This is a genomic window from Virgibacillus kimchii (genome assembly GCF_055379185.1).
In genome coordinates this window covers 3,330,328-3,342,649 of the sequence record NZ_AP043951.1, presented here as the reverse complement: position 1 = coordinate 3,342,649, position 12,322 = coordinate 3,330,328, and the positions used below count along the sequence as shown (strand labels likewise).

At 41.4% G+C, this 12,322-nt stretch carries 15 protein-coding genes; 1 reads left to right on the top strand and 14 read right to left on the bottom strand.

The genetic code is table 11. From position 1 onward, the window contains the following. Positions 1 to 159: 159 nt before the first annotated feature. Positions 160 to 1,002 (bottom strand): hypothetical protein, encoded by an 843-nt coding sequence (locus ACZ42C_RS16095; RefSeq protein ID WP_461181470.1) that lies wholly within the window; start codon positions 1,000 to 1,002, stop codon positions 160 to 162. 20 nt (positions 1,003 to 1,022) lie between these two features. Next, on the bottom strand, positions 1,023 to 2,519 hold the full coding sequence (locus tag ACZ42C_RS16090) for a TcaA NTF2-like domain-containing protein (protein WP_461181471.1): 1,497 nt from the start codon (positions 2,517 to 2,519) through the stop codon (positions 1,023 to 1,025). A 255-nt stretch (positions 2,520 to 2,774) separates the two neighbouring features. Between ACZ42C_RS16090 and ACZ42C_RS16085 the strand changes: the two genes are divergently transcribed. Continuing rightward, positions 2,775 to 4,568 (top strand): zinc ribbon domain-containing protein, encoded by a 1,794-nt coding sequence (locus ACZ42C_RS16085; RefSeq protein WP_461181472.1) that lies wholly within the window; start codon positions 2,775 to 2,777, stop codon positions 4,566 to 4,568. A gap of 82 nt (positions 4,569 to 4,650) precedes the next feature. On the opposite strand, the gene truA is transcribed toward ACZ42C_RS16085, so the two are convergent. The 12 genes from truA to ACZ42C_RS16025 all read right to left on the bottom strand — a co-directional run bounded on the left by truA (position 4,651) and on the right by ACZ42C_RS16025 (position 12,316). Further along, entirely contained in the window at positions 4,651 to 5,397 is a 747-nt protein-coding gene (gene truA, locus ACZ42C_RS16080; RefSeq protein ID WP_461181473.1) for a tRNA pseudouridine(38-40) synthase TruA, read from the bottom strand. 78 nt (positions 5,398 to 5,475) lie between these two features. After that, positions 5,476 to 6,276 (bottom strand): energy-coupling factor transporter transmembrane component T family protein, encoded by an 801-nt coding sequence (locus ACZ42C_RS16075; RefSeq protein ID WP_461181474.1) that lies wholly within the window; start codon positions 6,274 to 6,276, stop codon positions 5,476 to 5,478. After that, a complete protein-coding gene (locus ACZ42C_RS16070; protein ID WP_461181475.1) occupies positions 6,269 to 7,141 on the bottom strand; it encodes an energy-coupling factor ABC transporter ATP-binding protein in 873 nt (290 codons plus the stop codon). The genes ACZ42C_RS16075 and ACZ42C_RS16070 overlap by 8 nt, the downstream gene beginning before the upstream one ends. Continuing rightward, entirely contained in the window at positions 7,117 to 7,956 is an 840-nt protein-coding gene (locus ACZ42C_RS16065; RefSeq protein ID WP_461181476.1) for an energy-coupling factor ABC transporter ATP-binding protein, read from the bottom strand. The genes ACZ42C_RS16070 and ACZ42C_RS16065 overlap by 25 nt, the downstream gene beginning before the upstream one ends. Before the next feature lie 284 nt (positions 7,957 to 8,240). Further along, positions 8,241 to 8,594, bottom strand: coding sequence for a 50S ribosomal protein L17 (gene rplQ / locus ACZ42C_RS16060; protein WP_461181477.1), 354 nt, complete (start codon positions 8,592 to 8,594; stop codon positions 8,241 to 8,243). A 228-nt stretch (positions 8,595 to 8,822) separates the two neighbouring features. Continuing rightward, positions 8,823 to 9,767 carry a DNA-directed RNA polymerase subunit alpha gene (locus ACZ42C_RS16055; RefSeq protein ID WP_461181478.1) on the bottom strand — a complete coding sequence of 315 codons (945 nt, stop codon included), beginning with the start codon at positions 9,765 to 9,767 and terminating at the stop codon, positions 8,823 to 8,825. Positions 9,768 to 9,982: 215 nt separating this feature from the next. Beyond that, a complete protein-coding gene (rpsK, locus tag ACZ42C_RS16050) occupies positions 9,983 to 10,372 on the bottom strand; it encodes a 30S ribosomal protein S11 (protein WP_461181479.1) in 390 nt (129 codons plus the stop codon). A gap of 21 nt (positions 10,373 to 10,393) precedes the next feature. Continuing rightward, positions 10,394 to 10,756, bottom strand: a complete 363-nt coding sequence (gene rpsM, locus ACZ42C_RS16045) for a 30S ribosomal protein S13 (RefSeq protein WP_461181480.1) — start codon at positions 10,754 to 10,756, stop codon at positions 10,394 to 10,396. A gap of 83 nt (positions 10,757 to 10,839) precedes the next feature. After that, the gene (rpmJ, locus tag ACZ42C_RS16040) at positions 10,840 to 10,953 is read right to left on the bottom strand and encodes a 50S ribosomal protein L36 (protein WP_010095733.1); all 114 of its coding nucleotides are present in this window, start codon (positions 10,951 to 10,953) and stop codon (positions 10,840 to 10,842) included. A gap of 29 nt (positions 10,954 to 10,982) precedes the next feature. Continuing rightward, on the bottom strand, positions 10,983 to 11,201 hold the full coding sequence (gene infA, locus ACZ42C_RS16035) for a translation initiation factor IF-1 (protein WP_010095735.1): 219 nt from the start codon (positions 11,199 to 11,201) through the stop codon (positions 10,983 to 10,985). A 19-nt stretch (positions 11,202 to 11,220) separates the two neighbouring features. Further along, the gene (locus tag ACZ42C_RS16030; protein WP_461181481.1) at positions 11,221 to 11,514 is read right to left on the bottom strand and encodes a KOW domain-containing RNA-binding protein; all 294 of its coding nucleotides are present in this window, start codon (positions 11,512 to 11,514) and stop codon (positions 11,221 to 11,223) included. A 157-nt stretch (positions 11,515 to 11,671) separates the two neighbouring features. Continuing rightward, complete coding sequence (locus ACZ42C_RS16025) at positions 11,672 to 12,316, bottom strand: adenylate kinase (RefSeq protein WP_461181482.1); 645 nt, start codon at positions 12,314 to 12,316, stop codon at positions 11,672 to 11,674. Positions 12,317 to 12,322: the final 6 nt, after the last annotated feature.

The following is a 12,322-nucleotide window of genomic DNA, read 5'->3' as shown; positions in this document are numbered from 1 at the left end:
GACATGGTCCAATGTTTTCCACAATTTATGATGAAGCAACGCTTATCGGCGATCGTTCTTTTCTCCTGTTGGCTGATGGTCTCTGATCTGCATGGTTCAATTGCATTGCCGGTAAATTTATAAGGAGCCATCTCATTCGCTGGAGATGGCTCCTATTATTTACCACCGGGAATAGTAGGCTAAATCATCAATCATATATTCAATTTCCTCAAGCATGCCGGCAAACATCGATTCTCCCAAAACATAGAAAATAACACTGATTAAAACTAATACAGCAAGACTTAAGTAAATTTTTTGGCCCTGGCTGTTTATTTTGGACACTTTCTCATATACAAAGAGAACCGGTATATAAAGAATGACAATTGTAAGTGAAATAACCAAGGGCACCATGGTTAATTGAACCGAAGTAGACAGACCTCCGATGACAGCAACAAGATGCAGTGCTATAAATGGGACAATTAATCCACCATACTGAGATATGATTAACTTAAATGATTCCTGGTTTTTTGCTAATTTCGTGATGGCCAGGGCACTGCCAAATGCAACGAGAAAGAGGAGTAACGCAACAAGTACCAGCCTGAAATTCACTGCAAAGAACGGCAAGCGAACACTCTCCCCTAACAAACCTCCGCTAAATTGATTTGCAAGCGAATTAATTAGAAAATATATACTTAATGAAAAAGTTATTACATATAAAGCGATAGAAATAATTCCATTTACTAAATGATTCTCGTTTAATTGGAAAGCATGAGCAGGATTTTTCAGTAAGCCTGTAGCATAAGCCCAATATTGTGATAGTCCGCTTTTCACTGCTTCCGTTGTTTCCTGAAGTTGCGGCTGTGCAGCTGCAGCCTGATCAGCACCGGTCTGACTTACAATGGGCTCCGCCTCAATTGGCTGGCTTGCTTCTGCTTTGTTTTGCACAGCCTCTAATTCTGCTCCGCATACGCCGCAGAATTTCCCCGATTCCTGTTCATTATTACATTTTGAACATACTAACATAGCGTATATTCCCCCTTGAATTAATAATCTCTATTTGTTTCCACGTAATCTATCCTGGTTATTTTATATCCATCCTCTTCCTGCACCATGGTATAGACTTTCTCTCTGTCATAATCAATTTGCTCATCCACATGATTAGTGAAAATAAACAGTTCTTCTGTTGCTACTTCAATCAAATCTTCACTAATTTCCTCAACATCCAGAATTTCATTGGAAATAAAATTATATTGATAAGCTGTATCTTCCAAGTCTCCAATATAGGTTCTCAGCTCTTCGTCCACTTCACTATCTTCCTTTAAAAAGGATTCGATTAAACTAAAATCTTTCGTATTCAAGGCTGTTTCGTAGTTAGCGCGGAAATCCAATACCACTTGTTCCGCATCTTCCATATTTATTTCTTCCGTTTCTGCCGAAGCCACGTCAGGCTCATCCATCATTGCCGTTTCATCAAATTGGAAGGGTAAGCTTCCCCAGCTGACATCATTTACTGTGACATCGTCTGACTTGAAAACTTCTCCATCCGGTCTCTCCCATTCTGCATGCATCACCGCATTATTATCGGGAGGGAATGGGCCTAAACTTTCAATACTTCCCAATACTTCTCCAGTATCCTTACCGTCAATAAACAGGGTCGCATCCATCATATTTGATGAAACGCCGTATGAACTCCCCGGGAACTCAATACTTACATTCTTTTCTTCCCCTGCCCGTACTTCAAAGTCTTCTTCATGGGTAAAGGTGCCAAATTCATTATGAGCGCTCGCCTCCAAAGAATAAGATCCGGCATAGAGTGAAGCCAGTTCAGCAGGTTCAAGAGCATCAACAAATATTGACATATCACCCAGTGTAACTTCCGTATTTTCCAGATTTGTGTCCACCATAAGTTTCACAGGTACAGCTTCAAGCTTATAAGTATGATAAAGTCCAAAAAGGATTGGTTCCTGTGTAACGGCAAGTAAATTCCCGCCGTAAATACTCTCAACATAGGGCGTAAAATCTGAAGTATTTGTTCGCCTGTCATCCATCAATTGAATTAACTGTTCTTTTACAGTCGGCCATTCATTATCCTTTATGTACTGAAAGTAAGCCACTTCATCCAATAATGCTGATTCATCAAACTGAATAAAATTTAAAAATTCTTCCGGATTACTATGTAATATTGCTTGATCCATCGCCTCCAGATCTTTCCCCGGGTCAAAATAAGAGGATAAAAATTGGTGTGTGCCAAACAGCATTAAAAGAAAAACTGCAGTAATCCCAAGTACTATTTTTTGGCGTTTCGATAGAACCTTTTTCTGATGGTTTGGATCAGGTGAGTTTTGTTGCTCCTGTGTTACTGTTACATTTGAGTTTTCCTCGGCAGAAGCTTGTTTAACTGACTCACCTGAAGTTGGTTCCGGATTTATTAGTACACGCTTATCCTGTGCTGCCCGATTTGATTTTAATTGTGCCCCGCAAGACGTACAAAATGTATAATTCTTTTCTAACGGCGAACCACAATGTGTACAATAATTCAAACATATCCCTCCTTTCATTACATCTGTGACTTTTTACCCACAAAGTATATATTATAACAATAGCAATAATTTTAAAAGTTTTAAATGACATTTCACTAGTAAAAATGTCATTCATCACTTCAGGTGAATAGGTATATTTAATTATACTTTTTAAAGTTAATAGGTATAAAGACTTAACAAAATATCCGGAATACACTATACTATTTCTAGCTATGCCAGTCTTTTCTATCAATTATCAACAGGAGGAACCGTAGGATGGATCATTATTGCAGGGAATGCGGAAAACCAATAAAAGCTTCACAGAATTACTGTAATCATTGCGGAGCAAAAACTGTTACACAAAAAAATCCTGATGGCAGGCGAACTGCAACGGAGAACTCAGCAAGAAAGCCATTTACAAAAAAACAGAAGGTATTTATAAGTACTAGTGCAATTTTCTTTATTCTTCTAATCGGATTTTACATGTGGGGAAATAGTTATACATCTCCGGAAAAGACAATTGAAAGGTTTGTTCAGGCGTTAAAGAATGAGGACTATAACAGCATACAGGAAACAGCCTTTTTGCATAATGGCGACTCTCTCTCAGAAGCGGAAGCAAAAGCATTTACAACCCTTGCCAACGATGGAAATGGCTACATTGATCTGACGATGAACCATCCCAGGGAATTTCTTGCAAATAATGAACTGATCAACATATTTGAAGATGGTAAATGGATGGGGATTTTCGACCGCTACAGCTTATCACTTCAGCCGCAGTACATAGAACTATATTTACCTTTCCCCGAAGTGAAAAGTACGTTTAACGGAGAAAGTGTGCAGGCATACGAAAAGGAAGACCTCCAAGTCGTTTATGGACCTATTTCGCCGGGAATTTACAATTTGGAAAGTAGTTATAGCGGAGAATTTACCGAAGTGGAAACGGACCAAACCGTTTTACTTGCCAATCCTTACAGTGATTGGGTTACCTATGACGTTGATTTAACAGCCGACTATGTTACGCTGGAGCTTTATGATTCATATGGTGTTCCGATTAAAGAGGCTTATATTGAGATAAATGACCAAAAAATCTTGTTTGATGAAAATTTAACCATTGCAGAGCTTGGTCCCCTGGAACTGGACGGTTCCGTTTCGGTCACCCCCACCGCAGAGACGGCTTGGGGTAAGATTGAAGCTGCAAATCTGGATTTAACAGAGAGGTATCACGAGGTCCGGATCGATACATTAAATGATGTTTTAACAGATGAGATATCTGAGCAAGTTCTATTATATGGCGAAGCGTACGCGGAAGCGAATGCCAAATATGATGAAAGCTTATTTACTAACGTAACAGATGACATGAGGGATTTATTTAAAGATAATTTTCAGCAATATATAAATTGGGATGAATATTTTTCAGGGCAATTCGATTATGTAGAAATAGACTTTGACCAGCTTATATTTTATAACGATACGGAAGTATCTGTTCCCGCAAAATTTTATTTTACTTCTTCCATTCATCGGGCAGATGAGGAAGGTATTCCTGATGAAAGAATTGATCATTGTGAATTGGAGTTAATCCTTGATACGGAAGATAACCGCTGGCTCATAGATGCATGTTATCCAATCAACAGCTGGTATGAGGACAGTTTTACTCCTACAAGAACTTTGGAAGGGTCTCAGGAGTTTTATGATGCTATGATAGATTTATCTCATGAAGCTGACATGGACGGTATAGTGGAAGAACTGACAATCAATTATGTTTACCATTTAGTAGAAGCCGTTAATACAAATGATTACGGAAAGGTAGAACCGTATATTAAGGATGGCAGTGATTTACACACCATGCAAAGTGATTTAGTTGAACGCTTAAGCGATGCGGGGATGACCCAACAAGTTCTAAGTGCCTCTGTAACCAGCGTGGAGCAAGCCGATGGCAAATGGTTTGTATCTACGGAGGAGGAGATTAAGCTCATTTATGAAAGTGGGGAAGAAGAAATAGTAGACTACGTTTGGGTCTATACGGCAGAAGAAGCTGGCGATAATATTGTTTTAACCGATATAGCGGATTAAGTTTGAAGGTGATGAATATACTATTATATTCATCACCTCCTTTTTACCTGGCCACAATCAATGGAACATGCCGGGCAAAGCTTTACTCGCCGTAATTTACCCGCCACAAATACAATCCCTGTGGCGGGACTGTTTCTCCCACCAGCCTGCGGTCCCTGGCCGCCAGCAGTCCCGGAATGTCATCAGGATGCTTCCTTCCCTGACCGATATCCAGTAATACGCCTACAATAATCCTTACCATATTATATAAAAAGCCGCTTCCCCGAAGAATAAACTCTACTTCTTCTCCCCGTTTTTTGCAGCTCACCTGATAGAGGGTGCGTTCCCTGGATCCTTTGGCTGACGCCTTCGCAGATGAAAAAGTCGTAAAATCATGTGTCCCTTCCAGGTGGCGGCACCCTTCCTTGATGGCTTCCATATTAAGCTGATAAGGGAATTGGTAATAGTAGTTCCGCTTGAATACATCCCTTTCTTTTTGATGCCAAACATAATAGCGATATTCTTTTTCCACCACATCATACCTGGCATGAAAGCCTTCCGGAACAATTTCCGCCTGCTTTACATATAAATCATCGGGCAAAAGTGTATTTAATGCGGTTTTCCAATTATTTTCCGGGATGTGAAAAGGGGAGTCGAAATGAATGGTTTGGCCAAAGGAATGAACACCTGTATCGGTCCTCCCTGAAGCCTGTATTCGTATATCTTCCCCTTTATGCATCTTCTTTAATGCACGCTCCAGCACACCCTGAACGGTACGTTTCTTAGGTTGAATCTGGAACCCGGAAAATTGGGAACCATCATAATGAATGGTGCATTTTAATCGTACCATTGACTGTCTAACCTTTCTTTTTTCTTTTTCCAAGTTGCTGTATGATGCCTTAATCCTCTTCCCTGTCAGGTAAAAAGCCTAATAGGCTCTCGTGATAAATAAAGCTGCTACAACCGCAGCAAATAATAAATAAATCCAAATATCCCGCTTTTCTATTTGTAATTCTCTCAGTTTTGTACGACCTTCCCCGCCCTGATAACCACGTGCTTCCATGGCCATGGCCAATTCCTCCGCTCTTTTGAAGGCACTGACAAACAATGGAACAAGGAGCGGAACGACGGCTTTAATACGTTCCTTAACAGGACCTGTTCGAAAATCGACGCCACGGGAGGCCTGAGCTTTTGATATTTTGTCCGTTTCCTGCATAAGTGTGGGGATAAACCTTAGTGAAATGGACATCATGAGAGCCAATTCGTGAACCGGGAATTTTACCCGCTTTAAAGGATGCAGCATATCCTCTATCGCATCTGTTATTTCAATCGGTGTCGTTGTTAAAGTAAGCATGGACGTCACCAGAATGAGCAAAAAGAAGCGCATGGAAATAGCAAACCCCTGGATTACACCGCCGGAATAAATTTGAAAATTAAAGATTTCGATAAGTACGGTTCCTTCATTCGTTACAATTAAATGAAGGATAAAAGTAAAGATAATTAAAAACCAGACGGGAGTCAATCCTTTCATAATAAACCGGACCGGCACCCGGGATGTGAACATTGCCGTTAATGCAAAAACAGTAATAATCGTATAGCTCGGCAAATTATTAGCGAAAAAAACAATGAATACAAATACAAAAATGATCGTGATTTTCGTTCTCGGGTCAAGCCTGTGTACGATCGAGTTGCCCGGGACGTATTGTCCGATAATAAGCGCGTTATTCATGGCTTTCCGCCCCCTTTAATCTTTCATACATGGAGGCTGCCATATCATCAACTGTTTGCCTCTTAAAAGGGATGGCGTGACCAAATCTTTCCTCAAATTGGTTTAGAAATTGGACCATTTCCGGAACATCGAGCTGGACCTTATTCAGTGCTTCTTTCTGGATAAATACTTCTTCAGGTACACCTTCCATATATTTCTTGCCCTTATTTAAAATAATGACATGGTCGGCATATTTCACAGCATCCTCCATGCTGTGTGTTACGAGGATGGTGGTCAGATTCTGTTCTTTATGCATCCGGTAAAACATTTCCATCATTTCTTTCTGGCCCCGTGGATCAAGTCCTGCCGTCGGCTCGTCCAGCACCAGCACCTCCGGCTTAATCGCAAGTACACCTGCGATCGCAACCCTTCTCATTTGCCCGCCGCTCAAGTCAAATGGAGAGCGTTCGAGAAATTCGTCCGACAAACCGACAATTGGCAGTATTTCTTTCGTTCTGCGCTTCGTCTCTTCTGCCGATACGCCAAAATTTTCCGGGCCAAAGGCAATATCCTTTTCCACATTTTCTTCAAAAAGCTGATGTTCGGGATATTGGAAGACCACGCCAACCCTGCTCCGGAGTTCTTTCATGTTTTCCGGCTTTTTATCAGGGGTAAGCCGGTAATCACCAATAGTCACTTCCCCTTCACTCGGAACAGCCAGGCCATTCAAATGCTGGATCAACGTGGATTTCCCGGAACCGGTATGCCCAATGATTGCAACAAAAGAACCGGATGCAATATGTAAATCCAAATGATCGATTGCCTTGTGTGCAAAAGGTGATTTACGCTGATATATATAGCTTACGTCTTTGAATGTAATGTCCATAAGTCCTCCAGCAATTCTTCATGGTTTAATGGTTCCTTTGTAAGAGGAATTCCCTTTTCTTTCAGTGCTTCTGCCAGTTTTGCCACGAAAGGAACATCCAAACCGATTTGAGTAAGTTCATTTTTTTGCGAGAAAATATCCCTTGGGGCTGCTTCCTCCCAGATCTCTCCTTCATTCATCACGATGACTCGTTCTGCCTGCACTACTTCCTGCAGGTCATGGGTAATGGTAATTAAAGATAGATCATTCTGTTTTTGAACATCCGCAACTGTCCGCATAATCTCTGCCCGGCCCCGGGGATCAAGCATGGCTGTGGCTTCATCCAAAATCAGTACATTCGGAGAGATTGCCAGTACACTTGCAATCGCTACACGCTGCTTCTGTCCTCCAGATAACCGGTGCGGTTCGGTTAAGAGATAATCCTGCATTCCTACTGCACCTAAAGTAGCATCAATGCGTTTTACCATCTCATCTCGGGAAAAACCCCTGTTTTCCATGCCAAACGCGACATCATCCTGGACAGTAGTCCCAACAAACTGGTTGTCCGGATTCTGAAAAACCATCCCCACTTCTTTTCTGATATCCCAGATCGTCTCTTCGTTGACCTCCATGCCACCGATGAGGATTTCTCCTTCCTGGGGGAACAAGAGGCCATTCAACAGTTTGGCGATGGTAGACTTCCCGGAGCCATTATGGCCAATAATGGCAATCCATTCTTTTTCATAGATTTCAAACGAAACATTCTTTAATACCCAGGGCTGCTCATCTCCATACCGGAAAGATACATTTCTGAACTCAACCATTCTCTCTCTCATAGACGCTTCCTCCTCCCGGGATTTTCTTTTGTATGTAAAGGGAAGTTCATCCTGCACATAAAGTTATTACTATATATTTTTCGACATAATTCGGGGAGTGACAGGCACCTCTGTGCTATACAAAAAAAGGGCTTGGATAGACCTCATGAAAGAGATTTAGTCCTGCCCTTGATGTGATAGCACTTTAGTAAACCCGGGTGGCTTATCACCTGCGATAGTCGCTCCTCAGCGCTTCTTATTTGCTTATACAGACAAGAAAGTATAGTACTTTCTTATCTGTCAAGTTAAACAAGTTCAATGATAGCCATTTTCGCTCCATCACCTTGACGGGCACCAAGTTTAAGCACTCGTGTATATCCACCCTGACGGTCTTCATAGCGTGCGGCAACATCATCAAATAATTTTTGAATGACATTTTCATTTTCATTTGCTTCCTGGTCGAACAGAAAAGATGCAGCCTGGCGGCGTGCATGAAGATCCCCGCGTTTCCCAAGGGTAATCATTTTCTCTACTACCGATTTCAATTCTTTCGCTTTCGCTTCAGTCGTTTCAATCCGTTCATGAATAATTAAATCAGACGCAAGATTACGAAGAAGAGCCATACGCTGATCTGTTGTACGGCCTAATTTTCTAGCCATGGACTATCCCTCCCTTTCTGAGCTTTAGTAAAAAATCTGTCGAGAGAAAAACTCAGCTGTAGCCTCGTCTTTCCAGAGGTTGAAGTTTGAAGTCAGAAGCCGGACTGGTGGAAATCAGTGATAAGTACCGATTTCATTAACTAAACTTCTATACCCGATGAAGAAGAATGATATGCTTTTTCAAGACATCTCGCTTCTTATCATTTATTTCATCCACTTTAAGTTGACTTAATCATCATCACGCAGACCTAGTCCTAAGTCCGAGAGCTTTGTTTTTACTTCTTCCAAAGATTTCCGTCCCAAGTTTCGAACTTTCATCATATCTTCTTCGGATTTATTCGCAAGCTCCTGTACCGTGTTGATTCCGGCCCGCTTCAAGCAGTTATAGGATCTTACGGAAAGATCCAGTTCTTCAATTGTCATTTCCATGACTTTTTCTTTTTGATCTTCCTCTTTTTCCACCATAATTTCGGCTTGCTGCGCTTCATCCGTTAAGCCTACAAATATATTCAGGTGTTCGGTAAAGACCTTTGCTCCCAGTGACACTGCTTCTTCCGGACGAATACTTCCGTCAGTAGTCACATCCATCGTTAGCTTATCAAAGTTTGCAACCTGACCAACGCGAGTATTTTCCACTTGATATACGACACGGGATACCGGGGTGAAAATGGAATCGACCGGGATCACGCCAATTGGTTGATCATCACTTTTGTTTTCTTCTGCAGGACGATATCCACGGCCGCGTTCTGCCGTGATTTTCATATGCAAATGCCCTTTTTTGTTTAATGTTGCAATGGGAAGTTCAGGGTTAAGTACTTCCACATCACTGTCAAATGTGAGATCTCTGGCTGTTACTTCCCCTTCTCCCTGCACATCGATTTCTAATGTCTTTTCCTCATCAGAATAAATTTTCAGAGCCAGCTTTTTCAGATTCAAAATTATTGTTGTTACGTCTTCCACAACCCCTTCGATTGTTGAAAACTCATGCAGTACACCATCAATTTGAACTGATGTTACAGCAGCACCTGGAAGTGAGGATAAAAGGATACGACGCAAGGAGTTTCCTAGAGTGGTACCATATCCACGTTCAAGCGGTTCGACTACAAATTTTCCAAACGTAGCATCTTCGCTGATTTCTACCGTTTCTATTTTTGGCTTTTCAATTTCGATCATCCAATAAAACCCTCCTTAAAAACGTCGAAACCCCGGTTAGACCTTATGATCTAACCGAAATTCCCCAAATAGGCAGTTGTTTTACGCTTATCTACCTGTATTCATCTCGTACTATCCTGTCTTTCGAACTGAGTTATGAAAGACCTCCGTACCTTCAGGCATTTTAGCCATCATAACCCATTATAGACAAGGTGACAAATTCTCATACAGTATACTTATACACGACGACGTTTTGGCGGGCGGCAGCCATTGTGAGGGACTGGAGTCACATCGACAATTGCCGTAACTTCCAGGCCTGCTGCCTGAAGTGAACGAATTGCGGCTTCACGGCCGGCTCCCGGTCCTTTTACAGTTACTTCCAAAGATTTCATGCCACTTTCCACAGCTGATTTTGCTGCAGTTTCTGCTGCCATTTGAGCGGCAAATGGTGTTGATTTTTTAGAACCTTTAAATCCTAATGCACCCGCAGAGCTCCATCCCACTGCATTTCCCTGAGGATCCGTAATTGTTACAATTGTGTTATTAAAAGTAGAACGGATATGGGCAACACCGGATTCTATATTCTTTTTCACACGGCGCTTACGTGTGTTTTGGTTACGTGCCATTACTGCTAACCTCCTTTTACGTTACTTCTTTCCTGCAACTGCACGGCGTGGTCCTTTACGTGTGCGTGAGTTGTTTTTTGTTTTTTGTCCGCGTACCGGTAATCCGCGACGATGGCGAACTCCTCTATAAGATCCGATTTCGATTAATCGTTTAATATTAAGTGATGTTTCACGACGAAGGTCGCCCTCGATGGTATGCGTGTTTACCGCTTTACGGATTCGGCTTAATTCATCTTCTGTCAGATCACGTACTCGTGTATCTTCTGAAACGCCTGCTTCTTCCAGCACTTGCTGGGCAGTACTCTTTCCTACTCCATAAATATAGGTTAATGAAATTACTACACGTTTATCACGTGGAATATCTATACCTGCAATACGTGCCATTCGTTTGATGCACCTCCTGATTTTTAGCTTATTAGCTCATCGGATGAGCTTCTGGTATTACATGTTTCTTGTACAAGCTTATGCTAGCCTTGTTTTTGTTTATGCTTCGGGTTCTCGCAAATGACCATTACTTTTCCTTTACGTTTGATCACTTTGCATTTTTCACATATTGGTTTAACAGATGCCCTTACTTTCATCAATACTACCTCCTTTTACATAGGAGCACTTATTTATATCGGTACGTTATTCTTCCTCTTGTTAAATCGTAAGGTGAAAGCTCTACCGTTACTTTATCACCAGGCAGAATACGGATGAAATGCATACGGATTTTACCGGATACGTGCGCCAGGACCGTATGGCCATTTTCAAGCTCTACATTAAACATCGCATTCGGCAAGGTTTCCGTTACAGTTCCTTCCACTTCAATTACATCGTCTTTCGCCATCGTGTTGATCTCCCTTCTTTTAATCAGTCACAATCTCATTCGTAAATTTAGCTATGGCAAATCTTATTTTGCCATTTGTGACACGACCAGTTTCTAGAAGGCTGTTTTGGACTTCCGGAGAAATATAATCCATTTTCTCAATATGATGCAGATTCTTTTTCTTTGGTCGATCATATTTACGTTTTTCCCCATCTGCAAGCAGAACATACCGATCATCCACAACTTGAATGATAACAGCAAATTGTCCTGCCTCACGTCCTTGCTTAATACGAACAACTTGACCTATCAGCGGAATCGAATCATCTTCGTTCAACAACGATCACCTTCACTTAGGCTATAGAATATATTGATCTCCTTTTAAAAAAGACGGTTTCACTCAGTGTAGCGGATAATTGCTATCCCAACGTTCATTATAACTTTTCAACCACTGAATTGCATCCTTTTTACTGCTGTTTCACATCAGAAGAACACTACTTTTCAATCTTTGTTCGGATATCTTCAAATACCTGGTCGATTTCCTGATCACCATTTACGCTTACAAGGTATCCTTTATCCTCATAGAAGTCGAGTAAAGGCTTTGTTTGCTCGATATTAACAGCCAGACGGTTCTTTACGGTTTCCGCTTTATCGTCATCCCGCTGAATCAGTTCTGACCCATCATGATCACATTTGCCTTCTGTTTTCGGAGGATTATATTTAACATGATATGTCGCCCCGCATGTTGGACAAATTCTGCGGCCGGTTAAGCGCTCCACCAATTTTTCTTCAGGTACATCTACGTGAATGACATAATCGAGTGATGCATTCATATCGGCGAGCAGCTCTTGCAATGCTTCCGCCTGGGCAATGGTTCTTGGAAATCCGTCCAGTAAGAAACCATTGCTGCAATCATCTTTACTGAGACGTTCTCTAACGATTCCAATTGTTACTTCATCCGGAACAAGGTTCCCTTCATCCATAAATGCTTTCGCCTTGTTACCCAGTTCTGTTCCCTCTTTAATAGCCAAACGGAACATATCTCCCGTTGAAATATGAGGGATATTAAATTTTTCATTTATTTTCTCAGCCTGTGTTCCTTTTCCGGCACCAGGCAATCCCATTAAAATCAAATTCAAATCTTT